Origin of the sequence: Klebsiella sp. Q2 (assembly GCF_009900705.1) — a bacterium.
GTDB classification, from domain to species: Bacteria; Pseudomonadota; Gammaproteobacteria; order Enterobacterales; family Enterobacteriaceae; genus Klebsiella; species Klebsiella quasipneumoniae.
The window spans coordinates 248,478-272,394 of sequence record NZ_JAAABE010000001.1 but is presented as its reverse complement, the minus strand read 5'-3'; the positions used below and the strand labels follow the sequence as shown (position 1 = coordinate 272,394).

The window sequence follows — 23,917 nt, the reverse complement described above, 5'->3', positions numbered from 1 at the left end:
GGAGGGCGAACCCTCCCGCCTCCCTTAGCCCACGTATTCCGGTTTCATGTCGTCCATGGTGATGCGGAACTGGTCATACAGTTCATCACCAAGGTGGCGTTTCGCGCCGTTGAGAATGCCTTCAGCTTTAGCGAACAGTTCGACGGCTTCCGGATCCCCCGGGTTAGGGAGTGAATTTATGGCAGCCTCAACTTTGTTTCTGGCATCAACCATGAAGTAGCGCTGCACTGCTTTACCTTTCAGTTCGGTGAAGAGAACAGTACCCAGCACAGCTTTCTCTTTATCCAGATCAGCTCTGATGGCTTTTGCCGCATCGACCGATTCGGCGCGTTCAATACGATCACGGAAATCGTCAGCAAGTGAATCAATGCTGATACCTGTAACCTGTTCGCTGGTGGTGGTGTCAGAGCTGCTTGTAATCTCAGCCACAGACATTCTTTGCGCCGGCGCCGGGTTTATTTCTCGCTCGGTCCTTTGTTCAACTTCATCCGGGCTGTAAACACCCAGGATGACTTCCGGGCAATACAGCCGTGCCCAGTATTTGACGCCCAGATAAGCGATCTGCTGTTTCGGGTTAGAAACCCATAAAGGAGAATTACGTGTGACGACTCCAGAGAGATAAAGTGGCTCCCCCCAGGTGATTTCTGATTCACCGCGCAGAATCGCGCCGACCTGGACGAATAACCCGATTTCGTCTTCATCAGTCCAGCCGCGCACCCGTTCTGTAACGCTGTATTTCCCATTTTTACCGTGTTTTTCCCTGGTAATTTCCTGCGTCCTTGTGCAACGTTCCCAGTCGCCGCCGTAGCGATAATGAAATCGACCGTTAATAGCGCTGGAACTGGCGATTACCGCGTTGACGAGCTGGGCTTCATATCCGAGCACGCCGTTTACCAGATGCGTTTTTTGCGCGACTGCATAGGGATTCATGCCCCACTGCATAGCCTGCATAACGATGGCCATGCAATCGGCTGGCTTACCTGCAAGGTGAGCTGGCACTGTCACTTGTGAATCAGCCATAAGGTTTGCGAAAGCAGTTAACTGACCGAGAGCCTGAACGTTAAAGATCGCGTTGCTAGCTGAAATGGTGTTTGGTGCCTGCTGTTCGGCTGTAACAATGTTAGTGTTTTCCATGACTGTTCCCCCTTATGCCTGTACGCGCAGCGCTTCGAGACGGCGCATATCAAAATCGTTAAGTTCTTCGGTGTAGTCTTCGGTAATCGGCGCCGGCCATTCGCCAGTGTCGAAACCGTTCGCGATGGCACGCATTGCTTTGCGATATTCCAGCATGCCGAGTTCCAGCAGTTCTTCGGATGCCTCGATGATGGCGATCCAGTGGTAGTTCTCGTCTTTGTTGACGAATATCCAGAAGAACTGGTCAAGGGCTGCGGTTTCGCAGTACATAGCCGCGCTCAGGTGGTAATCGCGCTCGATGATTTCCCGGTGCAGCTTCGCGCGCAGGCCTTCCTGCTTAATGTTCCACATGCTGATGGTTTTAAGGTCTGCACCGATGCGCAGGCCTCCCATGTCTATCTCAAGGTCAGGACGCACACGAACTTCCAGCCCGGTTTCCTCATCAATGCCGAAATAGCTCACCTCGACGGCCCGGCTCGGGTGCGTCAACAACTTGCCAGCGGTCGGGTGATTCAACAGTGCTTTCTGAATGGCCAGCGCCGTAGCCAGCTGCTGGCGGGTAACCAGCACTTTTCCTTCCGGGTTCTCGCGCCATGCATCCAGCAGCTCGTCGGCAAACACGGCATCCGGTTTTACCGATTTCACGGCCTGAATCAGATCGGCCTTTGTGCCAGAGACTTTCAGGGGCTGCGCCTTCTGTGCTTCCTGAGCAACCATGTCAGGATTAATAAGCGCCAGCTGTTCAAGTAAGGCATCGCGGCCACCGCTGGTTTTCACCTGGGCGGGCAGGGTGGCGTTGTATTCTTTGATGCAGGCCTTCATTGCGGTGGCGGTTTGCTTCTGACCGTCTTCAATGCGCTGGAACTCAGCAGGTAAAGACATATAACCCTGGCCGGTTTCTTCAACTGATGTACCCAAGGGAACCTGGGCGGGCAGGTTCGCGTTGTATTCCTCCAGAAATCTTTTGATGTCATCTGCGCTGAGTAAAACCGGAAGCCCGTTGTTGTATTCGTCGATAAATGCGCGGATCGTCGCCGTAGTGGTGAAGGCGCCTTCCGGGATTTCCGGCTCGATACTGAATTCTTTTTCCAGCTGATCAGGCTGCAGCGCCAGTGCATGCACCAGATTTCCCATATCCAGAACAGGGGATCGTACCTTCTGTATTGTTTTGGATACGTGGCGCGCCTCGAAATACATCAGCGATACCCGGGCATCTTTAACCATCGTGGAGCTGATGCCGTTAGCGGCGTGGTAGACCTCATTTGGCACGCCTTCATATCGACCAGGCTCGAAATACTCCGGCCATGCTGGCGCTGCTTGTTCAGCATCTTCCTCTTCATCGCTATGAGCACTCTCGGAAACCTGGCTTTTCAGCACTTCGGCGGTAAGATCCGGGCAGCGTTCAGCCAGTATTTTGCTCATGTTCACGGCAATTGTTTGCGCAGGAGGCTCATCAGCGCCTTCGCCTGCTGATACCGCATTATCATTTTCGTCTTCGACCGGCTGAGCCGTTTCCATCTGCACATCGCTGGTGGTTCCCCCGGAATTAACTGGATGAAATTTTTCTTCTGCAGCGCGCTGACGCGCTTGGTCCACGATAGAAAGTGCTGGTGCTGGCTGGCTATCCATCAGACCATCAATCGAAAAAACACCATTGCCCATGTTTGAAACTTCAGGCTGTTTGGGTTTGGTCAGGTCTTCGGTTATCCACTTCGGATCCGTGGGGTCACTGATACCTTCGACATATGCGCCGCGTTCGGCGGCCAGAACCTGATTAGCGTCAGGGCGTTTCTTTTGAGCTTCTTTCACCAGTTCGGTGCCAATTACCTGAAAGTCAGTTGGGAGAGTTTCCAGGTCAGGCACACCTTCATCTCCATCGATAGCCTTTTTCACAGCGTCCAGAGTGACGGCGGCAGATGAAACATGACCAGCTTTTTCAAGCGTCTCAGTAGAAGGGGCGTCATGCTTATGCTCGGTCAGGTTCGCATTGATATAGGTCTGCAGACTTACCGGGAAATGATGAATGTCGCTGGTGGCGCCACGAATAAGGGCAAAAATCGCGGCGCGGGAATAATCCAGGATGCCTGAAACCTTGCGCAGCGCTGCCGACCATTCCTTGAACGGACTTTCTTTCTTCTGAACGATCTCTTTGGCCCGGCGGTGAATTGATGCCGGGAAATTGTAGATATCGAAATCCATTGGCATTGTGGCCAGGGCTATTTCTACATCGAGCGTATCAAGGGTATGGGTGTAGTCAGGGTTGCGATCGGTTTTATTACCGCCGCAAGCATTAGTTCCTGCATCAGTTTTCAAAACCGAAGAAATGCAGTTACCGGCAGCCCATTCCCTGGTGAGAATGCCGCGGTCGATCGCGTTCGTGGCGAACCACAGCTTAGCAAACTGGATACGCTTACCAAGTTCATGCCGTTTCCCTTCCGGGAAGACTTTTTTATTGGCGCTGGTGAATTTCCAGAGCGCCGGCATATCGTATTTTTTGATTTCAGGGACATTCTCGGCGGCCAGAATCAGATCCTGGACGGCTGCGTTATCAGTGTCCATTTCAAGAGCTGACAGCTCCTGCCGGTGAGGCATGCTGATATGATAAACGTGACGTTCTTCGGCCATGTACTGCGCCAGCAGCTGCGCGCGAAAGGGGAGTTCGGCCACGTTAAAAAGCGCGCTGGAATCGTCCTGGTATTCATCACTACCGAAAGTTTCCACGGTCTCAGAGGTTACTCCTGCATCATCGATGTGATGATCCGCAGGCACCTGACCTGGCTTCAGAGCCCAGGTGCGACCATCGTCGCCGAGCTGGTAGCGTTCGCACCATGAGTAATCGAGAACACCTTCCGCCGGCAGGTCATTGAATACCGGGAAATCGGTGCGAATTGGTTTTTGATAGTCTTTGCCGCGGCCTGTTTCGATCCCAGCGTCTTCCAGATCGACGTCCAACTGCAGAAGGGCGCGAGCTTCTGATTTATTAGTGCGCCAGATTACGGCATCAGCTTTACCCGATTTTTGAGTCGCTTTTATCAGATAAAAATATTCCATGTGATAGCCTCTATTTTGGATGTAGAATCCCCCGGGCCATTGGTAGCGCCCATTTAGGGTGGTCATTGGTTTTGGTAATTTCCGGTGTAACTTTGGTCGGTGGCACCGGACGTACAGCCCGCTTCGGCGGGTTTACGTTAGCTCTCGTGCGCCATCTGGTCGTAAGAGGCGCAGCGTTCAGAGCAGTACTCTTTTTCTTTCCGTGCGAGCTGGTTCCCCTGGAGGTACAACAGGGTGCTCACCACTGGTTTTCCCTCGATCGCTTTACGGCAGTAACCGCATTTCTTCTGCATTCTTCCCCCTACATTTGCACCGTGAACCCGGCTGGATGCTCGTCCAGTACACCTTTCAGCGGATAACATTCAGCTTTCACGTGTTGCTCTTCTGCAGCTGCCTTGCAGTCATTCTCAGTGTCGTAAACGCCGAGCAGGACATCCTGATTACCGCCCGTCAGCATGCTTACGGTGAGAACCAGGGCAAACATCGTGCTCATGAAGGGTCTCCTTTTTGCGCGAGCATGTAGCACACCCGGCGGATGAAAGCTGACAGCGGACTTAAACGAACAGCCTGCTGACGAGCGGGTTTGCGTGCGAAATCATTCATAGAAATATCTCCCTCAGTACGCTGAAAAGCGCGATCCAGATGAAGAGCCCGATAACTGCCGAAATGACTAGGGCCCTGATGCCGTGCTTGCTCATTTCAACCTCTGCCTTGTCGCCGGCCAGCGGAACGTTACTACCTACTGCGCATTGATATTTCCACCTCATCCCGGAATTCGTATGCTCCGGGCAGCTACTTCGTGGGCGTCCTGCCTTGGTGGGGTGTTGCTGGAGTTAATTAAACACAATGTTTAATGCTGTGTCAATATTATGAGTAATTAAACGTAAACAAAAAGTTTATAACGAGAGGTGGGTTAGTGCAGGGAGTATGTTTATGGGTCTATTCTTTGGTTTTAAAAACATCTATGAGGGCTAATGGTATGCGGTATGAGGATGAGTTTTTCGCAGAGATGCACCCGCAAATAGCGCAGGTTATCGGGGTAGCGGTTATGCAGTTACTGGTTGAAAAGCAAGAGCCGTCAAGAGAGGCGCTGATAGAGATGATTCAGGTGTTGTGGCAGGAAGACCAGGTGGATCTGGCTGTGGAGTTGGCGCTTGATGTGCTGATGCTGCCGAAAGAGTAGGGCAATAAAAACCCGGCGCGGTGGCCGGGTAATTATTTTGCATCCACAATAAATAGCCTGTTTATCTGGCCTTTTTTGACAGTAGCCTTTGCGGTGATAGTGAATACCGAAGATGGATCGCCTTTAGTGGATATGTATGAACCAAGGGCGTTGATGTATGGGTTATTTTTCTTGCTTGCCGAAGGATCGCTTATTTCAGAAGCTATTCTCCTGTTGGAGTCATCGCCTTCTAAAATTATTTTTGCTGTCATGTTGTGTGCGTCAAATTCTGTTAGAAATGCGCGGTACTCACGAAGCCCGATTACCTCATCGTCATCAAGCTTGTCAATTTCAGCCTTATCATGCTCATTTACTTTGAGGAGGCAGCCATCAACGTTGGTTGCAATGGAGATCTCGTCACAAGTATTGCCTATTGGTGATACAGCCTGCCTTACAGATGGGCGTAACTCTACAGCCATTCGGTCAATCACAGCGATCAACTTGTCGATGGTTCCTGCGTCCTTGTTCCCTAGCGCCTCTATGGCTTTTTCAAGAGACTGCTGTAAAGCTTTCATTTCATCTTTCTTGTTGGAATTTCTCGCAAAAATATATTGTAGAATTGCACCCAGTATAGTTGCGGCGATCCCAGAGAACAACTGATTCTGAGTGACGAAGTTTAGGGCAGCATCAAGGGTAAAACAGTTAGCTTTTGCCTCACGAGCATACACCTTAACTTCTTGATAATTAATATATTTGCTATACTTTTGTGTGGCAGAGAATGACGCCGCTGTAGATAGGACTTTAGAGAACCCCTTAAGAGACTCTCCAAGGCAATTCAGATCTATCTCATGATTTAAAGCATCCTTTCCGTCATATCTAAGAGATATCTTTATATCCTGTAAAGTGCCACCATCCATAACAATCCCTCATATAATTATTATGAATTTCGCCAACCTAAACAGCCTATCCATGCTTCCTGTACGTCTGCGGCATTACCAAAAAACATCGAACTACCGGTCTGGCTTACTCAAAGTCATCCCGCCCACTCCTTCGCTTGAAGAAAATTTTGTCCAGCCTGAGGACTATCCCAACCAACCCGATAATCAGCAAAGTAATAAGTATGGGGATAACTAAGTCAGACATGCTTCCTCTGCATTGTTTAAATCTTATTTAGGCGGAGCATCAGAGGACTGGCTGTCTAGCCATTCTGCAAGTTTCTTTAAAATCTGCACTCATGTTGGATCTGCCTTATGTACCTGGAGTCGCATAGCCACCCAGAATGAACCACGCCAGAAAGGCGACTGCAATGATGAACACGCTCGCCGGAAATGCTATACCAATTCTCATAAGACCGCCCTTAACTGTCACTCGCCATCACCCTTAATCCGCCGCCCCATGTACTTGGCATACAACTCATCGAGCTCTTTGAGCCGCAGAGATACGATCCGCAGCATGTTCTGTTGCTCTTCTTCGTTGGGGAGTTGGTTATAGAGTTCCAGCAACCGCTTCTCGTCCGGGCGTAAACCATCATTTGCATCGACGTCCTGACCTAAAACCCACTCAAGGCTTACGCCAAGAGCATCAGCGAGCTTTATGGCAGAGCTCTTTCCGATCGCTCCCCGCACAAACCAGTTGTTAACCGATTGCGAACTTACACCACAAATTCTCGCTATATCCGCTTTGGATATGCGCTTCATCTCAATTATTTCATTGAGCCTTTGGACCTGTGGGTTGTCGGACTGGTGCGTATTTTTTCTCATATATCACGATTTTAAACTAAATGTTTACCATCTCAACATTCATAAAGTTGACATTAAAATAAACATAATGTTTAATTCTCTCTGTAACTTTAACGGAGTGGTTTATGAACGCATTAGAAAAAGCCATACAGATCGCTGGTGACGCAACGAAGCTAGCAGAAAAACTGGACGTCTCATCTATGACTATTAGCCATTGGAAGCATCGCCATGGGGGAGCCGTTCCTCAGTCTCGGGTTTTCCAAATCTTCCGGGTAACCGGCGTTACACCGCATGAACTTCGCCCAGACCTTTACCCAAATCCAAACGACGGTTTGTCTTCACAAAATCTGGCGGGATGACCATGCAAACACTTTCCTTTCAACAAAATACCGGATTCAACCCCGGCGCTCTGATAAACCGAAATCAGGCGAAAGTGGCAGATCACGACGGCATTCGTTCTGCCGTTCGCGCCTGGGCCGCTGCTGAAGGTCAGGATGTTGTTTCGGCATACATCATCGATGAGTGGCGACAGCAGGGCGGCGAGGAGATCGCGTTTCCTGATGACATCAGCCGAGCCCGACAAAAGCTTTTTCGCTACCTGGACAACCCGGCCGAGTCTGAGCGCTATCGCGAGTACGTTCGCCTTCTTACACCGGCGATCATGGCCGTTCTTCCCCTGGAATACCGCCACCGTCTTTTGCCCGGTGACAATTTTATGTCCCGTCTGGCTCGTCTGGAAAAAGAAACCAGCGAAGCAAAGGTTGCCGTTGCTATGGGGGCACCACGCCATCAGAAGCTGAAAGAACTGAGCGAGGGAATTGTCGAGATGTTCCGGATAGACCCTGAGTTAACGGCGCCGCTGATGGCCATTGTCACTTCAATGCTAGGAGTGACGTGATGCTGGAACTCAGAAAGGTGAAAGCCGCGGTGCTGCAACACCTACGGCTTTCGTTGCGAATTAACTGGATCAATTCACAGGGAAAATTATGAACACGAACCAACTGAATATCAATAACGAGGGCGCCCATGGCTAAAAATTCTATCGACGCTTATGGCGCCAGCGGCAAAAGCAATGTTCTTTTTTTCGAACCTGAAAGTTTGCATCTGGTTACCGATACAACACACCCGCTTTACGATGAACGAGTACACCTACCGCTTAATGAAGCTGTGATCCTCAACATCATGGAGCTTGGGGTACTCGAACCGATTATCGTGTGGAAGGACCCAGAGACAGGGAAAACATGCGTGGTTGCAGGTCGGCAGCGCGTAAAGAACGCAATGGAAGCAAACGCCAGGAGAAAGCAGGCAGGGCTGGAACCCTGGCCGGTACCCGGTATAGCTAAGCGCGGCTCAGCAATTCAAATGGCCAAATACATGGTCAGCGAAAACGAGATAACTCAACCAGATACCCCACTGGGCCGGGCCAAAAAAATGGTTCAGCAGATGGAATACGGTCATGACGAAAATGACATTGCCCTGCTTTTTGGCTGCAGCGTAAAAACGGTCCAGGCAACCGTGGCTCTACTAGATGCTACGCAGGCCGTCCAGGCGGCGGTTGAGGCTGGAAAAGTCACTGTCACTCAAGCGCGTCAGCTGGTCGATATGCCACCGGAAAAGCAACGGGAAACGGTCAAACAGTTAGAGGCAGCGGCAGAGGGTGTAACTGGCCACGAGAAAGCTCGCCGCCAGCGCGCTGTCCTCGGCGACACAAAGCCTCGTCTCAAATCCCGTAAGGAAATCACCCAGCAACTTCAAACCGCCAGCGGCGAATACGCAGCGGCTTTGCGGTGGGTGCTTGGTGATGAAAACACACCAGTTTAAGCAACAACGGGGTCTCTATGCGTGATTACGGCAAGGTGCATACATCATTTTGGATAAGCGATGGAATGCGCCGGGTATCGGATGATGCCAGGTTGCTGGCGCTGTACCTGCTCACCGGGCAACACACGAACATGATTGGGTGTTTCCGGCTGCCTGATGGATACGTTTCGGAAGACTTAGCCTGGACTCCTGAAAGGGTTTCGAAAGGGTTTGATGAGCTATCGGCTAACGGTTTCGCAACGCGTGATTCGTCATCGAAATGGGTGCTAATTCGTAACTTTCTGACCTGGAATTCAGTTGAAAACCCAAACCAGGGAATTGCAGCACTGCGTTTGTTTGATCAGGTCCCGGACACATCTACGGTTAAGCCAGAGCTGGCGCGGGTTTTAGCCTCGGCAATATCCCACATCGGCATCGCAAAACTAAAGGGTTCCGAAAGGGTTCTCGAACCGTTCCTTAACCAGGAACAGGATCAGGAACAGGAACAGGATCAGGAAGAAGATAGTTCGGGGCATGGCTTCGCCACACCCCCAGACGATCAGAACCAGGACGAAGGCGATAAACCTGATCCCAAAAAAATATACCCGAATGATTTCGAACAGGTCTGGTCGGTTTATCCCAAGCGGGCAGGGGGAAACAGCAAGTCAGATGCTTTCAAAGCCTGGAATGCCCGAATCAGGGATGGAACCACTACGGCGGAAATCTTCGCAGGAGTGGTGCGTTACGCGGCTTTCGTTAAAGCCGAGGGAATCCTCAACACGCAGTACGTGAAACAGGCGAAAACGTTTTTTGGCCCTGGTATGCATTTCAGCGAACCGTGGGCGATTCAGCAGGCGCCAGGCGCACGAGATCCCAATCAGATTTCGGAACCTGACAAAACCATCCCATCGGGATTCAGGGGGTAGCGATGAAAAACATGATTGGTACCGGGAATGCACTGGAGCGACTGAAAAAACTCATTCCCCCTGGCGTTCAGCCAAAATTCGGCAGCGTTGATGAATGGCGTGCCTGGCAAGCCGAAGAAGGCCGTAAGCGCTGTGAGGAACTGGAAAAACAAAACCAGCGCGCACGGGCAGAGAAAATCTTTGGACGTGCAGGAATTCAGGATCTGCACCGCGGCTGCACATTCGCGAACTATCAGGTTGAGTTGGATGGCCAGCGTCGGGCGCTCTCGATGGCGAAAAGTTATGCGCAGCATTTCGGCTCTGGGTTTGCGAGTTTCGTATTCAGCGGAGTGCCAGGCACCGGGAAAAATCATCTGGCGGCGGCAATCGGAAATCACCTGCTGGCTGCTGGTCGCTCTGTGCTGGTGGTAACCATTCCGGATCTCATGCTGCGTGTTCGGGAATGTTACGACGGCGGGCAGTCAGAGGCGTCATTGCTGGACGATTTGTGCCATGTGGACCTTCTCATTCTGGATGAGGTGGGTATTCAGCGCGGAAGCAGCGGTGAAAAAGTCATCCTGAATCAGGTTATCGATCGCCGGCTGTCCTCCATGCGACCTGTCGGCATCCTAACCAACCTGAACTATGAATCGCTGAAGGAAACACTGGGTATGCGGATTCTTGACCGTCTCCAGATGGACGGCGGTATGTGGGTGAATTTTGAATGGGACAGCTATCGCAAAAACGTGCGCCATTTGCGTGTCGTTAAGTGAGGTATGTATGGCTAGAGCATTATCAGCAGTTGAGCGCAGAGAGTACGTCCGCGCAGTGATTAGGATCACCAGACATCAGGGGCGCCTCACGACCGCCGAGGCAATGAAGAAACTGGGCCTGAGCCGCGCTACTGTCCAACGGTATTTTTCCGAAGCAGAAGCGACTGGGGAGGTTGTCCGGCATGGTCGTCTGGGGCTGTTCCGCGATCAGCGGGCTCTCATCGACTTTGACATGAAACGGCTTGGGATGGTGCCAAAGGCCGCTACCGGGATGAATTACAGCCTGCTTGGTTGTCCTGTATTCCAGCGTTTCCTCGATATTCAGGAAATGATTTTTACCTGTACGCCGGCATCGTCATCACGGGAAATCTTATGAGAATTGTGAAAACCCATACCGGCATCGTGATCACCAAAGACGGTCCGCAGGTAAAAAAACTGCACCAGACAGAGCGGATGTGGGTCGTTGGCAAAAACGAGTTTTACCACAAAGAAACCGGGCGCCGTCACTTTGCAGAAAATACGCGCCGCCGGTTGTTGTTGGAAACGATTGAGGCGATAGGTGGTTCACATGACTGAACACGTCGAAAAATACACAAACAAGGCTATAGAAATCATTGCCGACTATATCCAGCGCACTAACAAGAAAAACGAGCAGTTGCAGGAAGCGAAGGTGCGCTTGGATAAAAAAATCGCTCTGTTCGCAGACGATGAGAACTGCAACACAAACAGGCTGATGTCCGTATTTTACCAGCAATGACCAGCCATACCCGAGATGGCTTTTTCGAAGAGATAGCAGCGGCGTTAGAAGGGGCAGACAAATGAGCAACTCACAGCAAATTCTCTGCATTAAGGATACCGAAGGATACTGGACTGAAGGTGAAATGTATCCGGCCCGTGTAGTTGCTGGCGGGTTTGTTCAAGTTGGCGACGATGGCGATCTCAATGGCGAAGCCTGGAGCGCTGCACCAATGGAATATCGGGAAGATGGCTCGATCGTTTATCAGGTCGGCGGTATTGAGGGTGATGTGTTATTCGAGGAGGCCAGCCATGACTGATATCACCGAACTGACTAGCGTACAAAAAAACGCAAATATTCACCGTTTATCCAGGCTCATTGCCTACGCACCTAACGATGAATTGCGGCAAATGGCTGTTGAAGTTGAGCATTACACGGATCAGCTCATAGAGGCGCTGGAGAAGGCGCAGCTGAGTATCGCCGAACTGGGGCGCGAACAGGAGCATCTTCGCCCGGTAGGTGTGATGAGCGAGAAAGCATTTCACCGTCTTGAAAACAGCGAATGTCGCTTTATTGCGTTGTGGCCGCGCCCTGGTATCTTTTTGCCGCGCAAGCGCCCCGAGGATGGCGTGATCGTTTATGCGCTTACAGTTGCCGCCGCTGGCATCAAGGTGGAGGCTGAGTGATGGACTCTTCCCTGGAATACGCCTGCAAACGCCTGCAGGAACTGGAAAGCCTGCTGCTGGTGGATGTGCCTGAAACAGTATGGCCAGCGGAAGTCAGCATGGTCTTCTCTCAGATCAAAAACGCCGGGACACTCCCGGCACACCACCAGCGCCGACTGCAGCACCATATCAACCGTATGTGGCTGGAAAAAATGCCGGTACCGTCAATTATCGCCGCGGCTGGTTCGCTGGCATGTGCCATGGAGAAATACGCGTGAAAGATAGCGAAATCATCGTTGATAACTTTGCTGGTGGCGGCGGCGCCTCGACGGGCATCGAGCTGGCGATTGGGCGTAGCGTGGACATCGCGATAAACCACGACCCAAACGCTGTAGCTATGCATACCACCAATCACCCGGGAACTCTGCACTATTGCGAGTCTGTTTATTCAGTGCGTCCAAAAGTAGCGACTGCCGGCCGCAGTGTTGGTTTGGCCTGGTTCTCGCCGGACTGCCGCCACTTTTCCAAAGCGAAAGGGGCTAAACCAGTTGAAAAAGCGATTCGTGGGCTGGCGTGGATCGTTATCCGCTGGGCGCTGGATGTTGGTCCGCGTGTAATGATGCTGGAGAACGTCGAAGAGTTTAAAACGTGGGGTCCACTGCTGGCGGTTGAAATGCGTCCGGATCCGGACCGCATTGGCGAAACGTTCCTGGCATTCGTCGGTATGCTGACATCCGGAGTTCCTGCGGATCACCCTGCGTTGTTGGAATGTTGCGAGTTTCTGGAGTTGTCGCCGGATAGTGAACAGGCGAAACGCTTAGTTGCCGGCCTGGGCTATGTTGTCGATTTCCGTGAGCTGCGCGCCTGCGACTATGGCGCGCCGACCATCCGTAAGCGGTTCTTCATGGTTATGCGCCGGGACGGGCAACCAATAGTCTGGCCGGAAGCAACCCACGGGGATCCTAAATCACCGGCGGTGCTGGCCGGAAAACTGGCGCCATGGCGCACAGCTGCAGAATGCATTGATTGGTCAATCCCAGCTCCGTCGATTTTTGGCCGCAAAAAGCCGCTGGCGGAAAACACGCTCCGTCGCATTGCCCGGGGAATCCAGCGCTTTGTTATCGAAAGTGCTTCGCCGTTCATCGTGAAGTGCAATCACACAACGACACGCGGGAAATATGACTGTTTCCGGGGGCAGGCACTGGACGATCCGCTGCAGACGATTACGAAAACCCACGGCTACGCAATCGCGGTACCTCATTTGACAAAATTCCGCACCGGCGCCACCGGGCAGCCAGTTACCGATCCGGTACCGACAGTGACCGCCGGAACGTCCAGGCGCCCGGGCGGGAATGGTCATGCGCTGGGGATTGTTGAGGCGGGCCTTGTCCCGTTCCTCGCTGGCAACGGTGGCAGCGAATACCAGGCAAAACCGCGCCCGCTTGATAAACCTGCTCACACCATCCTGAAAGAGTCACGAGCCTGCGTCGTCACTCCAGTTATCGCCCGGCAATTCGGCGCCAGCGTCGGCCACCGCGCAGACGAGCCAAGCGCTACGATTACCGCTGGAGGGGGAGGTAAATCTCAGTTGGTGTCAGCATTTCTGGCGAAACACTACGGGGGGAACTACCAGGGCGCCGGTATTGACCTGGGCGAACCCGCTCATTCAGTTACCACTGTCGATCATCATGCGCTGGTTACTGCTCAGATTGTTGGTGTTGGCGGTCGTGCTGGGCAGAGCAGGCCGCGAGACGTTAGCGAGCCACTACAGACCATGACGACAAAGGCTGATGCTGCAATGGTCACGTCCCACCTGATAAAACTCCGCGGCACCTGCCGTGATGGCCAGACAACTGACGAGCCGATGCCTACTATCACTGCCGGCGGGCAGCACGTAGGGGAGGTTAAAACGACTCTGGCGGTCGAGGACTATGACGAAGAGCGCGCGCAGCAGGTGCTGGCATTCCTGCAGAAATACTGCGGGGAGGATAGCACCGGGCTGGTGGATATCGGCGGGGTGACTTACCGCATTGTCGACATCGGCATGCGCATGCTGCAGCCACATGAGCTCTACCGGGCGCAGGGGTTCCCGGAGTGGTACATCATCGATCAGGATTACCGCGGTGTGAAGTATGCGAAGGATAAGCAGGTTGCGCGTTGTGGTAATGCGGTTCCTCCGCCTTTTGCTGAGGCGCTGGTGAGGGCTAATTTACCGGAGATGTGCCTGAAAAAAGACATTGCAGCATGATAAAACCCGCTTCGGCGGGTTTTTTAATATGGAAAAACATCAATCTAAACATAAGCATGGTGTTGGCAAAAAGTGCTGCAGAGGGGTTGAACATTTCCTGCAACCGGTATACTGTTTATTTGTACAGTATTCATGTGAGGTGCTAACCATGAAAGTTGAAGTCACAATTGATAAACATAAAAAACTCCCTGATGGCGCCATACCTGCGCTTGAGCAAGAATTGCTGCGCCGCTTGTCCCAGTCTTATGATGACTGCAAATTAACCATTCGACGCACAAGCAACGATGGTCTTAGCGTTTTGGGCGGCGCTGATGGCGATAAAAAACGCGTTGAGCAAATTCTGCAAGAGACGTGGGAAAGCGCGGACGACTGGTTTTACTGATTCACCTTTTGGTGGCTGGCATTTCCCAAAGCATCGCAATAAGCGGGTCCCTTTGATGCTGTCACCGGACTTTTTTTTTGCGTCTGTATGTCGCTCAGGGGGTAGTGTGAGTGATGGTATTGAGGTTCCTACTAATCATTCCTGGTACGATGTTGTCAGGAGATCAGATGGCGCCATTATTTGTAGCTTCCCGGCCGAAGGAAGGCATCTGATTTACAGGGTTAATGGCATAATTTCAATGCGACCTTTATTGCCTGAAGAAGAAATTTTTACTCTAAACGGATTTATGAAATTTGCGGAACGACTTGGCTACCGAGTTCTCCCACCTTCTGATAATATGAAATCAACGGCCTGAACAACCGTTACCTACTGCGCCACGGAGAGAAGCCATGGCGCAATTGCACTTAATAAAACAATCTCAAGGTATCCTGATCCCCGCGACGACGGAGACCAGTGATTTTCTGCAATCAAAATGCAAGCTCGGATCCGTTCTGGAAGCCGATTATAAGCTTGTCCGCAATCCGGCGTTTCACCGCCGTTACTTTGCTTTACTCAATCTCGGCTTTGAATATTGGGAACCTACCGGCGGGGCGATTTCGTCTAACGAGCGCAGGCTTATCACAGGTTACGCCAAATACCTTGCTGCATATGGTGGGAGTGAATCGGCGTTGCTTGATGCCGCCGGGCAATATCTCGACCGGATAGCTGAGAAGCGATCCGGCTATATCAGTATTTGCAAATCCTTCGATGCTTACCGGGCGTGGGTCATCGTTGAAGCCGGCCACTATGACGCCATACAGCTGCCGGACGGCACGCTGAAAAAACACCCTCGCAGCATTTCTTTCGCAAGCATGGACGAATGCGAGTTCCAGGAACTGTACAAAGCATCGCTGGATGTTCTCTGGCGGTGGATCCTCTCTCGTTCATTCAACAGCCTGCAGGAAGCCGAGAACGCCGCAAACCAGCTTTTAAGCTTCGCGGGGTGATGCCGATGAAACGCTCATGGTTTCACCATCCCGAATGCACAACGCAGCAGGCCGAAGAATTGGTAGCGAGATATCGTCAGCGGGGCGTAAAGGTCGAACGAAGCTTAAACCCTGACTTTATGACATGGACCGTCAGCGCGCAGCTGGTGGAGGACAAAAATCCGCCGCGGCCAGACTCTCGCTGGCGCAACAGGATGTGGGGGTGAGTATGGCGAACCTACGCAAAGAGGCGCGTGGCCGCGAATGTACCGTGCGGATCCCCGGGCACTGCAACGGCAACCCGGAAACCAGCGTGCTGGCGCATTACCGCCTAGCGGGTACGTGCGGCACAGGATGCAAGCCTGACGATACTCAGGCGGCGATCGCCTGCAACGGGTGCCATGACGTAATCGACGGCAGAACTAAAACCACCGATTTCACCTACGACGAATTGCGCCTGATGCACGCGGAGGGGGTAATGCGCACCCTGGAAATCTGGCGGAAAGAGGGACTCATTAAATCATGAAAATCTACGGTATCACGCCCATCGGCAAACCCAGGATGACCAGAGCTGATAAGTGGAAGCAGCGTCCGGCGGTAATGCGCTACCGGGCATTCTGCGATGAGGTCCGTCTGAAGAACGTTGCTATGCCGGAGCAGGGCGGACACATAACCTTCGTGGTTCCCATGCCAAAGAGCTGGAGCCAGAAGAAGCGAGTAACGATGAACGGACAGTCACACCAGCAGAAACCAGACGCCGATAACATGATCAAAGCGCTGATGGATGCTCTGTTTACTGATGACGCACATATCTGGGACTTTCGTGTAACAAAAGTCTGGGGTGAATCCGGACAAATTTTAATTTCTGATATCGGAGAAGTGGCCGCATGAAACTGGAAGCATCGTTAAAGCATTTCAGCCCGCAGGGGATGCATATCAGCGACGACGTGAAAAGCACATCGCCGAATCGACTGACCGGAACAGATGTTATGGCGGCCATCGGTACCACCAGCAGTCGTGCGCGCTTCGGCCTTGCCGCTTTCCTCGGAAAGGCTGGTATCAGCAAAACGGACGAACAGCTTGCAATTCAGGCGCTGGCGCAGTTTGCCATCAAAAACGCTCCTAAAAATGTCCGCAAAGCCGCTGGTGACAAGCTCGGCGCCTGCATGTTGACGCTGGCGCAATTTGCCTTTGCGGAATACTCACGTTCGGCGGCCACCAGAGCAACGTGTCAAAGCTGCAGCGGTACCGGCTTTATTTCCCGCCATGAAGATGTAATTAAGCACCCCGGTATTTTCGATGCTGACGGTGTCGAAGTGAAGGCCCCAAAGATTAGAAATGAACTGGTGAAAAGGGTCTGTGGAGTGTGCGGAGGAAAGAAAGTGATCCATGCGCGATGCAGGTGTGGTGGTAAAGGGGAGGTGTTAGATCGCAAAGCGACCAAAGAACTTGGCGCACCGGTTTTCAAAACATGTGAACGCTGCTCTGGTAATGGCTTCTCTGTTGTACCCTCTGCGACGGTACACCGCGCCATTCTGAAGCGTCTCCCGGATCTCCATCAGTCTTCGTGGTCACGCAACTGGAAACCGTTCTATGAGGGGCTGGTGGATATGCTTCACAAAGGAGAGAGACAAGCCGCAGCAGAATTTGAGAAGGCTACCAGTTATTAATGTGATCGAAACAGATGGCTGCAATTTTTTGAACGTTAGTGTTGACTTTGCATAAAGTTGTCCTGTATGCTTTCAATCGTGGCATATAGCGCCTGAACGAAACCAATCATCAAAACCCTGCTTCGGCGGGGTTTTTTCGTTTCTGGAAGATGCCGCTCAGTGGTGGGCGAACCGGTTTGAACCCGGTGGTGCTGGTAACGGTAGGGGTTCGACTCCTCCATCTTCCGCCATATCCCTCCATCTAGGGGCCTGATGTATCTCATTAGCGGGCCTTCAGGTAAAATCAAAAAAAAATCTCAGGATGCGAGTGAGGTCGAAATGTCAGATTTGCCCGATGACTATTTTCTGGATGCTGATGATGAGCTCGTGGATTTTCTGGAAAAGCAGGGAGAGGATTGTATTCGTGAGATCACGCAGTCGAATTCCCTGAACAAAGAAAATGGCTATAAACTGCTTAGCATCCTCATTGTTGGCATTGGCTCCTCGTTTCTCCTTCTGACGCAAAAAGATCATCCTGATTTTTTAAATGCTGGCGTGGCTATTTTTACTCTGTACTGGACGTTATGCGCCGTTTATTTGGTTTTAAGGGTGTTATCCGTTCAGACGCGGGCATTAATTTCAACCTCTCCTGACGTACTCTATACCAGGGTGTACAAGACCATAACCGGGAGTGACTATGAGACTCTGCGAGCCAATGGTTATATCGGTGGAGATAGTGCTTTATCGGTGATGAGACGCTATAGATTGAAAAATCTTTGTCAGACGGCAAGCGAACTTCAGGAAGCAAATATACAACTCAGAACCAGACTAACCAGAGTAAGGCTGGCATCAATCCTTACTCCGGCTTTATCCATTACCGTTTCGGCACTGGTGTATTTTTTCTTGTGAGATTCTGGAGAGAATCACCAATTGTCGGGGCAGAATCACCAGTTATTGTCCGTCCCATCGAAAAATCCCTTGGTGGAGGTGGAGGCGCTTTGGTATCCGACTTATTTTGGGTTGTTGGCTGAGGCTTATTTTCACTGATTGGTTTATTAGACTCACTCATGTAATTCTCCATGTTTGATGTGGTTACTTCTGGCGATCTGACCATACCAAATGTAGAGATATGCTGCTATAGGGCTGCAACCATTCACAGGCTGCGAACTTGCGTGGCCTTTTTTTATCCGCGCCACGCCCGGCGCATAAAACCTGCAGAGCTTTTCGGGGTGAGCCTTTGGAATGGTCGTGTGACTGTTCTGCAGGGCGACCACTCCGGGCGAAGGCTCACCTCAAAAGGATAGTCACATGAAAAAAGTCATCATGGCCGCTATTGCGGTCGCTTCGCTGTGCCTGAGTAACGCCGCTTCGGCTGCGGATGTCGTTATCACTACGGGTCAACAGGGCCTGACCTATAACGCGGTGTACGGCGTTAATCTCGCCAGCGCACTCAGCGAGTATGGTTACAGCTCGACGGTGATCCCCAGTAAAGGCTCTCTGGACAATCTCGACAAGGTCGCCAGCGGTACCGCCCAGATCGGTTTCACTCAGGCTGATGCTTTCCAGTTCTGGCGCAGCCGCCACAGCAACGAAGCGCAGAAGGTGGACATCATCGGCGAGCTGGCTGATGAATGCGTTTTTGTCGCGGTGAAGAAGGGCGGCAAGGTCAGCGATGAAGGTGATTTAAAGGCAGGTGTGAAAATCGCGGTCGGTGAGCCCTCCAGCGGATCGTATGCATCCTGGCAATATCTGCAGGGGCTGGAAAAGGATTACGCCAAAGTAGAGACCTATGCCAAAGGCGGTGTGCGCTCGCTGGCGAAAGTCACCACTGGCGAGTATGACGCCTTCCTTTGGGTATCTGCGCCGGACCGGTCGAATAAGTTTCTGGAGGCGGTTAATCAGGAAGGCAGCGGCCTGACGATGATCGATATGAACGGCTGGCACGTTGACGATAAATTGCCGAACGGGAAGCCGGTGTACGAGATGAAAAAGGCGGTTACCGAATCCAGCTGGCTGAGTGATTCGAAGGTGAAGGTTCCCTGCACTAAGACGCTGGTGGTCGCCAATACCGATGCCGGTGATGACATGCTGGAAACGGCCTCGACTGTCCTGCTGAAAAACCTGAGCCGGGTACTCGGCACCAACGGTAAGTAATCATGCTGCGCAGGCTGTGTTTCTGGGCGCTGTTTGTCGTTCTACTGTTCGTAGCCTGGCGGGTGGCTGGCATGCTGATGGATCTGGTTCTGCTGGTGGTTATCGTCGGGGCGCTGGCGGTGTGCTGGCCAATCAGAATAAAAAGAGGCTGACGGGCTCAGCCTCTTTAAGATAAAGATCAGCGCATGATCAATACCGCTTCTTAAAAGTATTTTTAAGCTTTTTCCTGTCCTTGGTGTAAGAAACGAAAGAAAGAACAGCGACTAAAAAAAGAACTACCGCCAGTGCTAAAATGAGTAAATTTGCCATGCAGGTGTAATCCCTTGAAATGTATGTGGACATTTTTGTTTTTTTGGGGGGAGTATTCTATGGTGAGGGTAAGAAAAATCCTAATCAATAGTTTTGGTAAATTTATAATTTTAGATGATTTTTTATTGTTGTTATTGAAATTATATTTCATGCATTGATTATGCATAATCCGACTGATTATTGAATCTTAAGGAAGAAGTTAGCGCACTGGTATCGCAGCATGTTGACTAAGTGAATGTTGCATAGCTAATGTATGCGCGTGGTGAATCCCCCCTATGCGGAGGGGCGTAACCTCAGCTACCGGAGATAAGCTTCCACCCTTTTCTGATTAGCATGGTTAATGCGAGTTAAGGTGTTTAACCAAAGACTCACCGGGAGGCACCCGGCACCACAGCCAATATAAAAATGATGATAGCCGGAAGGCCCACTCGGTGGGCTTTTTCTTTGGGCAAAAAAAAGCCCGCATGGTTTCATGCAGGCAAGGCAGTTACATTTAGATTTTGTCCCGGTATATGTTTTTTTGTCCGGAAGTCGAAAGATACTGTCTCGAATACATTTTGTAAATAACGGATTCAAATCACAAGGCCATGCATTTGCATGGCTTTTTTATTATCAGGTCCCGCAGGAATCATCATCGACACGCTTCGTTGTTAAATCCAGCCTGACGGGCCTGACCCTTTTCAAACACACAGCTTCCCGATCTTCCATCGGAGGCGGTAACTATGGCTAAACGTATGCAAGACAAAGAGAGCATTGCCGGGATGTCCTGGCTGGTTCTGCTGATCATTGCTTGCTGGGGTGGACTTGTCCGCTACCTGATAGATGTGAAGCAGAGCAAGGCAACATGGAGCTTGTTCAATGCTCTTGCCCAAATGGTGGTTTCAGGGTTTACCGGCGTTATTGCTGGCCTGGTGAGCATTGAAAGCGGACTGAGCATTTACATGATTCTGGCAACTGCGGGGATAAGCGGCGCGATGGGCTCCGTAGCGCTCACGTATTTCTGGGAACGAATCACCGGAGTGAAAGCACAATGACAGCAGACCAGATTATCGAGGGGATCCTCGGCAAGGAGGATGGTTATGTCGATCATCCGTCGGATAAAGGCGGGCCGACCCGCTGGGGCATCACGCAGACCACCGCCCGTGCACATGGCTACACCGGTGATATGCGGAACCTGCCCAGGGAAACAGCAAAGCAAATCCTGCTGAGCGATTACTGGACCGGCCCCCGGTTTGACCAGGTGGCAGCTCTATCTACGTTACTGGCAGATGAGCTTTGCGACACTGGCGTGAACATGGGGCCATCTGTAGCCAGTAAGTTCTTTCAGCGCTGGCTCACTGCCCTGAATATGCGCGGAAAGCTGTATCCCGATCTGATTCCGGATGGCGCCATTGGTCCCCGAACCATCACCGCGCTTAAGGGATACCTTTCCGCCCGCGGGAAAGAGGGTGAACAGGTTCTGTTGCGTGCGCTGAACTGCAGCCAGGGTGCCAGATACCTCGAACTGGCGGAGGGCCGCGAAGCCAACGAGGATTTTCTCTACGGCTGGGTTAAGGAGCGTGTCCTGTGAAGATGATCATTTTCGCTTTGCTTGTGCTGGTGGCTGTGCTCGTTCTGTTACTTCTGCGCAAATATACCCGGCTGGAGTTCGTAGGGCATGCCAGCTTGCTGCTGAAAACGTGGTCTGTAAAGCTGGGAGCTATCGGCGCGCTGGTTGGTGTATGGGCGCAGTCGTTCCCGGATGCTGCGCTGCACGCCTGGGCGGTGCTGCCGCCGGATATCAAAAACATCCTGCCGCCAAACATCGTTGCGTTGATTAGCCCTGCGCTGGTGGTGCTGGCCGTACTATCGCAATACGTACGCCAGCCAGCATTGAAAGAAAAGGCCGACGAACTGAAGGAGCAGCAATGAGCTTTGAAATTATCGCGGGACTGGTGGTCGTCATCCTGGGCGCTATTGCTGGCGCGTTTGGCATTGGTCACGCTCGCGGTACCAGTAAGGCGGAAGCCAAAGCCGATCAGCAGCGTACCGAAGAAAACGCCGCTGCTACTGTCGCCGCGGCAGAACGCCGTGCTGAAGTCACGAAAGGGGCCAGTGATGTACGGCAGACTGTTAGCCATATGCCTGATGACGATGTTGATCGGGAGCTGCGCGAGCACTTTACCCGCCCCGGTAGTCGTTGATACGGCCTGCAGCTGGGTGCGGATCATCTACCTGACTGACCACGATATCGATGTGTTGGATAAGCAGACCAAGCGTGACATTCTGGCGCACAACAAATCGGTACAGGCCAACTGTCCGAAATTATGACTAACCAAGGCCTCGCAATAGCGGGGCTTTTTATTACCAGAAGCAGGAGAAGAAGCATGTTAACAGTAAAAGTGATGTCACCAGATGGTGGCGAAGAAATCCATTGTGGCCTGAGTGTTGGTTTCAACCCCAACCAGCAGAGTATTGCCGTATCGGGAATGGACCAGAACGTATTCCTGAAGCAGGGAGATGTTGCCTATGTGATGAACGCAAACGGCAAGACCATTTCCCGTTACGAACACAGGGTCCAGCAGTAGGCATTACAGAAGCTCCTGAGCTAGGGGCTTCGATAATGCTAAACCGAAAGATCGGGTTAAAGCCTGATAAAAAACCCCGTGGAGGAAATCCCAAAACTACGGGGTGCTGAACAGCCAGCCAATGGCGGATTGTAGCCACATAGTTGGTTTATTATCTACTGGTTGAGAATAAAACTGAGAGCCTAGAAGGCTTGAGAGTGGCTCATCCCTGAGCTCACGGGTAGAACGGCAGACTTTGTCATGGCAGAGCAAAGTCATAAGTTAGTTTAGGTAACATTTCGGATATAACAAGCGTAGCGGGCGTGTATCAATTAGCGGAGTTCAGCAACTGAGGAATCGAGCATTCACTGAGTGCCATAGATAATGCTATAGTTCACCAGGAAAAGCAGATTGCATGCTGTCATGAGATGCAGTTCATATTTTGAACGTCAGGGTTAAGTCAGTAGTGAATATAACTATTAATAGTGGATTATTTGGTTATTTGTTTTTGTTATTAACTATGTGGCCAGTTTTTATAACACTGTGTCTGGCAATGTCCATAGCATTTTACGGAGTGTTAATGAAGAAGGCTGCGCTTGCGTGGCTGATTGCCGCTTTATTTTTTGGCATTCTTGGGGGGCTGCATGGGTATTGACTCTCTGATATTGAGGTTATTTCGACGTCTGTAAGGATCCATAGCTGCCGTCATCCATCGAATTCATGTATGCTGATAAGGATTTTTAAAGGAAAAGGAATGGATGATGAATACCCATAAGCTTCTGGATACATACATGTTAGTTGGTACCGGTCTTTCTCGCGTCAAATATGAGATTTTTTCAGGAGATGAAGGATCATATGCGTTTATTACGATTTATGCATATGAGCCTCATTTCCATATTAAGGGCCATGATTCCTTAAAGTTAGACGAAGCTGTTGATGTCAGATCTCAGATCGAAGGGCATTTTGCAGATAGCTACCAGTAGCCAAACCATTTATCTGAATCTACAGCCCCGTTTGTGCGGGGCTTTTTATTGCGCCTCGAATGCTAAGTAGTAACCAATGCCACCGTTAATTCCCCCGCATGTCGTAAGCGCGGATGTGCAAGCATAATTACGGACCGCTCAGGCTGCTGCGACAAGCACCGCAATGACGGTTGACAGCAATTCAAGGGCATAAGAGTGACTCCCTCGGATAGTGGGAAAGCATTACAGAAGCTATTCTGCCGAGTGGTTTCTATAATATTTCCCACATCGCACAGAGGTAAGACATGTCAGAGATCACCACATCCGAGCAAATCCGCCTGGATATCATCAAGAAAGTTAACTACGACACCGCAGCGGCCAAGCTGGCCATTGACTGGGTTGGTGATAGCAATCTGAAAGCTGAGCTATTCGCTGACTCTTTCGATCGCGTCTTCACTGAAAGTGAGATTGTCTCGAAGACCCGTAAAGCGATTCAGGAAGCGACCGAAGCGCTGGCGCTGTTTGATACCGCAGCTGAGCAGGCCAGCTAAGGCATTACAGTTGGTGCCTATGGAAGTATTGTTTTCGTTCAGGAAAGGAGGTATCGACTGATACCAACTGATACGAATAGGCCCTGAAAAGGGCCTTCTGTTATTAACGCAAACCCGGACCATGTGAGAACCCGCCGCCAGGACCACCACCATGTCCGCCGCCCGGGCCTCCCGGAGGCAAAATGC

The 23,917-nt window shown here is 51.4% G+C and carries 36 protein-coding genes, 1 tRNA gene and 2 pseudogenes; 31 read left to right on the top strand and 8 right to left on the bottom strand.

The features are described 5' to 3' along the window. Nucleotides 1-24: 24 nt before the first annotated feature. The 4 genes and pseudogenes from GT756_RS01455 to GT756_RS01440 form a co-directional block, all read right to left on the bottom strand. Nucleotides 25-1,184, bottom strand: a pseudogene (locus tag GT756_RS01455) (RecT family recombinase). Then, nucleotides 1,147-4,185 (bottom strand): RecE family exodeoxyribonuclease, encoded by a 3,039-nt coding sequence (locus tag GT756_RS01450; protein WP_160124521.1) that lies wholly within the window; start codon nt 4,183-4,185, stop codon nt 1,147-1,149. Before GT756_RS01450 ends, GT756_RS01455 begins: the two are co-directional and overlap by 38 nt. A gap of 137 nt (nt 4,186-4,322) precedes the next feature. Further along, a complete protein-coding gene (locus tag GT756_RS01445; protein ID WP_012967861.1) occupies nt 4,323-4,478 on the bottom strand; it encodes a YdaE family protein in 156 nt (51 codons plus the stop codon). A gap of 8 nt (nt 4,479-4,486) precedes the next feature. Then, nucleotides 4,487-4,678: a YebW family protein gene (locus GT756_RS01440; protein ID WP_004179600.1), complete on the bottom strand. Its 192-nt coding sequence runs from the start codon at nt 4,676-4,678 to the stop codon at nt 4,487-4,489. Nucleotides 4,679-5,164: 486 nt separating this feature from the next. On the opposite strand from GT756_RS01440, the gene GT756_RS01435 reads away from it, so the two are divergent. Then, nucleotides 5,165-5,368, top strand: a complete 204-nt coding sequence (locus GT756_RS01435; protein ID WP_020805737.1) for a hypothetical protein — start codon at nt 5,165-5,167, stop codon at nt 5,366-5,368. Nucleotides 5,369-5,400: 32 nt separating this feature from the next. Here the strand turns inward: GT756_RS01435 and GT756_RS01430 are convergent, their stop codons facing one another. The 3 genes from GT756_RS01430 to GT756_RS01415 all read right to left on the bottom strand — a co-directional run bounded on the left by GT756_RS01430 (nt 5,401) and on the right by GT756_RS01415 (nt 7,107). Next, the gene (locus tag GT756_RS01430) at nt 5,401-6,264 is read right to left on the bottom strand and encodes a hypothetical protein (protein WP_032438694.1); all 864 of its coding nucleotides are present in this window, start codon (nt 6,262-6,264) and stop codon (nt 5,401-5,403) included. Between the two features lie 331 nt (nt 6,265-6,595). Further along, nucleotides 6,596-6,694 (bottom strand): YoaK family small membrane protein, encoded by a 99-nt coding sequence (locus GT756_RS01420; RefSeq protein WP_136085610.1) that lies wholly within the window; start codon nt 6,692-6,694, stop codon nt 6,596-6,598. 17 nt (nt 6,695-6,711) lie between these two features. After that, the gene (locus GT756_RS01415; protein WP_004190707.1) at nt 6,712-7,107 is read right to left on the bottom strand and encodes a helix-turn-helix transcriptional regulator; all 396 of its coding nucleotides are present in this window, start codon (nt 7,105-7,107) and stop codon (nt 6,712-6,714) included. 104 nt (nt 7,108-7,211) lie between these two features. On the opposite strand from GT756_RS01415, the gene GT756_RS01410 reads away from it, so the two are divergent. From GT756_RS01410 to GT756_RS25715, 23 genes and pseudogenes are all read left to right on the top strand, one after another. Further along, on the top strand, nt 7,212-7,445 hold the full coding sequence (locus tag GT756_RS01410; protein WP_029503646.1) for a Cro/CI family transcriptional regulator: 234 nt from the start codon (nt 7,212-7,214) through the stop codon (nt 7,443-7,445). Between the two features lie 2 nt (nt 7,446-7,447). Next, complete coding sequence (locus GT756_RS01405) at nt 7,448-7,984, top strand: toxin YdaT domain-containing protein (protein ID WP_160124520.1); 537 nt, start codon at nt 7,448-7,450, stop codon at nt 7,982-7,984. Nucleotides 7,985-8,112: 128 nt separating this feature from the next. Then, a complete protein-coding gene (locus GT756_RS01400; RefSeq protein WP_160124519.1) occupies nt 8,113-8,907 on the top strand; it encodes a ParB/RepB/Spo0J family partition protein in 795 nt (264 codons plus the stop codon). A gap of 17 nt (nt 8,908-8,924) precedes the next feature. Further along, a complete protein-coding gene (locus GT756_RS01395; RefSeq protein WP_174562417.1) occupies nt 8,925-9,812 on the top strand; it encodes a hypothetical protein in 888 nt (295 codons plus the stop codon). Between the two features lie 2 nt (nt 9,813-9,814). Further along, nucleotides 9,815-10,564, top strand: coding sequence for an ATP-binding protein (locus tag GT756_RS01390; protein ID WP_160124518.1), 750 nt, complete (start codon nt 9,815-9,817; stop codon nt 10,562-10,564). 7 nt (nt 10,565-10,571) lie between these two features. Continuing rightward, nucleotides 10,572-10,940, top strand: a complete 369-nt coding sequence (locus GT756_RS01385; protein WP_160124517.1) for a DUF977 family protein — start codon at nt 10,572-10,574, stop codon at nt 10,938-10,940. Then, complete coding sequence (locus GT756_RS01380; protein WP_136047414.1) at nt 10,937-11,140, top strand: hypothetical protein; 204 nt, start codon at nt 10,937-10,939, stop codon at nt 11,138-11,140. The genes GT756_RS01385 and GT756_RS01380 overlap by 4 nt, the downstream gene beginning before the upstream one ends. Beyond that, nucleotides 11,133-11,386, top strand: a pseudogene (locus GT756_RS01375) (hypothetical protein). Before GT756_RS01380 ends, GT756_RS01375 begins: the two are co-directional and overlap by 8 nt. Further along, nucleotides 11,383-11,619, top strand: a complete 237-nt coding sequence (locus tag GT756_RS01370) for a hypothetical protein (RefSeq protein ID WP_160124516.1) — start codon at nt 11,383-11,385, stop codon at nt 11,617-11,619. Before GT756_RS01375 ends, GT756_RS01370 begins: the two are co-directional and overlap by 4 nt. Continuing rightward, nucleotides 11,612-11,986, top strand: coding sequence for a hypothetical protein (locus GT756_RS01365; RefSeq protein ID WP_136047413.1), 375 nt, complete (start codon nt 11,612-11,614; stop codon nt 11,984-11,986). The genes GT756_RS01370 and GT756_RS01365 overlap by 8 nt, the downstream gene beginning before the upstream one ends. Beyond that, nucleotides 11,986-12,243 (top strand): hypothetical protein, encoded by a 258-nt coding sequence (locus GT756_RS01360; RefSeq protein ID WP_057774672.1) that lies wholly within the window; start codon nt 11,986-11,988, stop codon nt 12,241-12,243. The genes GT756_RS01365 and GT756_RS01360 overlap by 1 nt, the downstream gene beginning before the upstream one ends. After that, entirely contained in the window at nt 12,240-14,213 is a 1,974-nt protein-coding gene (locus tag GT756_RS01355) for a DNA cytosine methyltransferase (protein ID WP_227667565.1), read from the top strand. The genes GT756_RS01360 and GT756_RS01355 overlap by 4 nt, the downstream gene beginning before the upstream one ends. 148 nt (nt 14,214-14,361) lie before the next feature. After that, complete coding sequence (locus GT756_RS01350) at nt 14,362-14,595, top strand: DinI family protein (RefSeq protein WP_004184503.1); 234 nt, start codon at nt 14,362-14,364, stop codon at nt 14,593-14,595. Between the two features lie 106 nt (nt 14,596-14,701). Further along, complete coding sequence (locus GT756_RS01345) at nt 14,702-14,950, top strand: hypothetical protein (RefSeq protein WP_071557491.1); 249 nt, start codon at nt 14,702-14,704, stop codon at nt 14,948-14,950. A gap of 34 nt (nt 14,951-14,984) precedes the next feature. After that, a complete protein-coding gene (locus GT756_RS01340; protein WP_102012559.1) occupies nt 14,985-15,581 on the top strand; it encodes a DUF1367 family protein in 597 nt (198 codons plus the stop codon). Beyond that, entirely contained in the window at nt 15,581-15,787 is a 207-nt protein-coding gene (locus tag GT756_RS26080) for a hypothetical protein (protein WP_102012558.1), read from the top strand. The genes GT756_RS01340 and GT756_RS26080 overlap by 1 nt, the downstream gene beginning before the upstream one ends. A gap of 2 nt (nt 15,788-15,789) precedes the next feature. Further along, nucleotides 15,790-16,086, top strand: a complete 297-nt coding sequence (locus GT756_RS01335; RefSeq protein WP_020804598.1) for a DUF1364 domain-containing protein — start codon at nt 15,790-15,792, stop codon at nt 16,084-16,086. Then, nucleotides 16,083-16,451, top strand: coding sequence for a RusA family crossover junction endodeoxyribonuclease (locus GT756_RS01330; RefSeq protein ID WP_102012557.1), 369 nt, complete (start codon nt 16,083-16,085; stop codon nt 16,449-16,451). Before GT756_RS01335 ends, GT756_RS01330 begins: the two co-directional genes overlap by 4 nt. Next, nucleotides 16,448-17,230: an antitermination protein gene (locus GT756_RS01325; protein ID WP_064160176.1), complete on the top strand. Its 783-nt coding sequence runs from the start codon at nt 16,448-16,450 to the stop codon at nt 17,228-17,230. The genes GT756_RS01330 and GT756_RS01325 overlap by 4 nt, the downstream gene beginning before the upstream one ends. Nucleotides 17,231-17,374: 144 nt before the next feature. Then, nucleotides 17,375-17,460: transfer RNA gene (locus GT756_RS01320), tRNA-Ser, on the top strand. A gap of 22 nt (nt 17,461-17,482) precedes the next feature. After that, nucleotides 17,483-18,118, top strand: coding sequence for a hypothetical protein (locus GT756_RS01315; RefSeq protein ID WP_306053406.1), 636 nt, complete (start codon nt 17,483-17,485; stop codon nt 18,116-18,118). Nucleotides 18,119-18,517: 399 nt separating this feature from the next. Further along, nucleotides 18,518-19,363 carry a TAXI family TRAP transporter solute-binding subunit gene (locus GT756_RS01310; RefSeq protein ID WP_174562416.1) on the top strand — a complete coding sequence of 282 codons (846 nt, stop codon included), beginning with the start codon at nt 18,518-18,520 and terminating at the stop codon, nt 19,361-19,363. A gap of 2 nt (nt 19,364-19,365) precedes the next feature. Beyond that, the gene (locus tag GT756_RS25715) at nt 19,366-19,515 is read left to right on the top strand and encodes a hypothetical protein (protein ID WP_032692691.1); all 150 of its coding nucleotides are present in this window, start codon (nt 19,366-19,368) and stop codon (nt 19,513-19,515) included. A gap of 37 nt (nt 19,516-19,552) precedes the next feature. On the opposite strand, the gene GT756_RS26345 is transcribed toward GT756_RS25715, so the two are convergent. Further along, entirely contained in the window at nt 19,553-19,672 is a 120-nt protein-coding gene (locus GT756_RS26345; RefSeq protein WP_142372029.1) for a small membrane protein, read from the bottom strand. 734 nt (nt 19,673-20,406) lie between these two features. Between GT756_RS26345 and GT756_RS01300 the strand changes: the two genes are divergently transcribed. From GT756_RS01300 to GT756_RS01270, 7 genes are all read left to right on the top strand, one after another. Beyond that, the gene (locus tag GT756_RS01300; protein ID WP_123229826.1) at nt 20,407-20,706 is read left to right on the top strand and encodes a phage holin family protein; all 300 of its coding nucleotides are present in this window, start codon (nt 20,407-20,409) and stop codon (nt 20,704-20,706) included. Next, on the top strand, nt 20,703-21,242 hold the full coding sequence (locus tag GT756_RS01295) for a glycoside hydrolase family 108 protein (RefSeq protein ID WP_025713969.1): 540 nt from the start codon (nt 20,703-20,705) through the stop codon (nt 21,240-21,242). The genes GT756_RS01300 and GT756_RS01295 overlap by 4 nt, the downstream gene beginning before the upstream one ends. Beyond that, complete coding sequence (locus GT756_RS01290) at nt 21,239-21,583, top strand: hypothetical protein (protein ID WP_004190674.1); 345 nt, start codon at nt 21,239-21,241, stop codon at nt 21,581-21,583. Before GT756_RS01295 ends, GT756_RS01290 begins: the two co-directional genes overlap by 4 nt. Beyond that, nucleotides 21,580-21,855 (top strand): hypothetical protein, encoded by a 276-nt coding sequence (locus tag GT756_RS01285; RefSeq protein WP_080837542.1) that lies wholly within the window; start codon nt 21,580-21,582, stop codon nt 21,853-21,855. The genes GT756_RS01290 and GT756_RS01285 overlap by 4 nt, the downstream gene beginning before the upstream one ends. Before the next feature lie 183 nt (nt 21,856-22,038). Then, nucleotides 22,039-22,239 (top strand): hypothetical protein, encoded by a 201-nt coding sequence (locus tag GT756_RS01280; protein ID WP_160124515.1) that lies wholly within the window; start codon nt 22,039-22,041, stop codon nt 22,237-22,239. Between the two features lie 770 nt (nt 22,240-23,009). Then, a complete protein-coding gene (locus tag GT756_RS01275; protein WP_223275389.1) occupies nt 23,010-23,201 on the top strand; it encodes a DNA gyrase subunit B in 192 nt (63 codons plus the stop codon). A gap of 284 nt (nt 23,202-23,485) precedes the next feature. After that, the gene (locus tag GT756_RS01270; protein ID WP_016831935.1) at nt 23,486-23,731 is read left to right on the top strand and encodes a DUF2560 family protein; all 246 of its coding nucleotides are present in this window, start codon (nt 23,486-23,488) and stop codon (nt 23,729-23,731) included. Nucleotides 23,732-23,917: the final 186 nt, after the last annotated feature.

Excerpts from the sequence above, each read along its gene's own strand:
- GT756_RS01420 (WP_136085610.1), bottom strand. The coding sequence starts at position 6,694 with ATGAGAATTGGTATAGCATTTCCGGCGAGCGTGTTCATCATTGCAGTC.
- GT756_RS01285 (WP_080837542.1), top strand. The coding sequence starts at position 21,580 with ATGAGCTTTGAAATTATCGCGGGACTGGTGGTCGTCATCCTGGGCGCT.
- GT756_RS01450 (WP_160124521.1), bottom strand. The coding sequence starts at position 4,185 with ATGGAATATTTTTATCTGATAAAAGCGACTCAAAAATCGGGTAAAGCT.
- GT756_RS01415 (WP_004190707.1), bottom strand. The coding sequence starts at position 7,107 with ATGAGAAAAAATACGCACCAGTCCGACAACCCACAGGTCCAAAGGCTC.
- GT756_RS01340 (WP_102012559.1), top strand. The coding sequence starts at position 14,985 with ATGGCGCAATTGCACTTAATAAAACAATCTCAAGGTATCCTGATCCCC.
- GT756_RS01360 (WP_057774672.1), top strand. The coding sequence starts at position 11,986 with ATGGACTCTTCCCTGGAATACGCCTGCAAACGCCTGCAGGAACTGGAA.
- GT756_RS01330 (WP_102012557.1), top strand. The coding sequence starts at position 16,083 with ATGAAAATCTACGGTATCACGCCCATCGGCAAACCCAGGATGACCAGA.
- GT756_RS01325 (WP_064160176.1), top strand. The coding sequence starts at position 16,448 with ATGAAACTGGAAGCATCGTTAAAGCATTTCAGCCCGCAGGGGATGCAT.
- GT756_RS01295 (WP_025713969.1), top strand. The coding sequence starts at position 20,703 with ATGACAGCAGACCAGATTATCGAGGGGATCCTCGGCAAGGAGGATGGT.
- GT756_RS25715 (WP_032692691.1), top strand. The coding sequence starts at position 19,366 with ATGCTGCGCAGGCTGTGTTTCTGGGCGCTGTTTGTCGTTCTACTGTTC.
- GT756_RS26345 (WP_142372029.1), bottom strand. The coding sequence starts at position 19,672 with ATGGCAAATTTACTCATTTTAGCACTGGCGGTAGTTCTTTTTTTAGTC.
- GT756_RS01380 (WP_136047414.1), top strand. The coding sequence starts at position 10,937 with ATGAGAATTGTGAAAACCCATACCGGCATCGTGATCACCAAAGACGGT.
- GT756_RS01390 (WP_160124518.1), top strand. The coding sequence starts at position 9,815 with ATGAAAAACATGATTGGTACCGGGAATGCACTGGAGCGACTGAAAAAA.
- GT756_RS01335 (WP_020804598.1), top strand. The coding sequence starts at position 15,790 with ATGGCGAACCTACGCAAAGAGGCGCGTGGCCGCGAATGTACCGTGCGG.
- GT756_RS01385 (WP_160124517.1), top strand. The coding sequence starts at position 10,572 with ATGGCTAGAGCATTATCAGCAGTTGAGCGCAGAGAGTACGTCCGCGCA.
- GT756_RS01395 (WP_174562417.1), top strand. The coding sequence starts at position 8,925 with ATGCGTGATTACGGCAAGGTGCATACATCATTTTGGATAAGCGATGGA.
- GT756_RS01435 (WP_020805737.1), top strand. The coding sequence starts at position 5,165 with ATGCGGTATGAGGATGAGTTTTTCGCAGAGATGCACCCGCAAATAGCG.
- GT756_RS01315 (WP_306053406.1), top strand. The coding sequence starts at position 17,483 with ATGTATCTCATTAGCGGGCCTTCAGGTAAAATCAAAAAAAAATCTCAG.
- GT756_RS01405 (WP_160124520.1), top strand. The coding sequence starts at position 7,448 with ATGCAAACACTTTCCTTTCAACAAAATACCGGATTCAACCCCGGCGCT.
- GT756_RS01350 (WP_004184503.1), top strand. The coding sequence starts at position 14,362 with ATGAAAGTTGAAGTCACAATTGATAAACATAAAAAACTCCCTGATGGC.
- GT756_RS01365 (WP_136047413.1), top strand. The coding sequence starts at position 11,612 with ATGACTGATATCACCGAACTGACTAGCGTACAAAAAAACGCAAATATT.
- GT756_RS01275 (WP_223275389.1), top strand. The coding sequence starts at position 23,010 with ATGTTAGTTGGTACCGGTCTTTCTCGCGTCAAATATGAGATTTTTTCA.
- GT756_RS01410 (WP_029503646.1), top strand. The coding sequence starts at position 7,212 with ATGAACGCATTAGAAAAAGCCATACAGATCGCTGGTGACGCAACGAAG.
- GT756_RS01300 (WP_123229826.1), top strand. The coding sequence starts at position 20,407 with ATGCAAGACAAAGAGAGCATTGCCGGGATGTCCTGGCTGGTTCTGCTG.
- GT756_RS01440 (WP_004179600.1), bottom strand. The coding sequence starts at position 4,678 with ATGAGCACGATGTTTGCCCTGGTTCTCACCGTAAGCATGCTGACGGGC.
- GT756_RS01445 (WP_012967861.1), bottom strand. The coding sequence starts at position 4,478 with ATGCAGAAGAAATGCGGTTACTGCCGTAAAGCGATCGAGGGAAAACCA.
- GT756_RS01400 (WP_160124519.1), top strand. The coding sequence starts at position 8,113 with ATGGCTAAAAATTCTATCGACGCTTATGGCGCCAGCGGCAAAAGCAAT.
- GT756_RS26080 (WP_102012558.1), top strand. The coding sequence starts at position 15,581 with ATGCCGATGAAACGCTCATGGTTTCACCATCCCGAATGCACAACGCAG.
- GT756_RS01280 (WP_160124515.1), top strand. The coding sequence starts at position 22,039 with ATGTTAACAGTAAAAGTGATGTCACCAGATGGTGGCGAAGAAATCCAT.
- GT756_RS01310 (WP_174562416.1), top strand. The coding sequence starts at position 18,518 with ATGAAAAAAGTCATCATGGCCGCTATTGCGGTCGCTTCGCTGTGCCTG.
- GT756_RS01370 (WP_160124516.1), top strand. The coding sequence starts at position 11,383 with ATGAGCAACTCACAGCAAATTCTCTGCATTAAGGATACCGAAGGATAC.
- GT756_RS01270 (WP_016831935.1), top strand. The coding sequence starts at position 23,486 with ATGTCAGAGATCACCACATCCGAGCAAATCCGCCTGGATATCATCAAG.
- GT756_RS01430 (WP_032438694.1), bottom strand. The coding sequence starts at position 6,264 with ATGGATGGTGGCACTTTACAGGATATAAAGATATCTCTTAGATATGAC.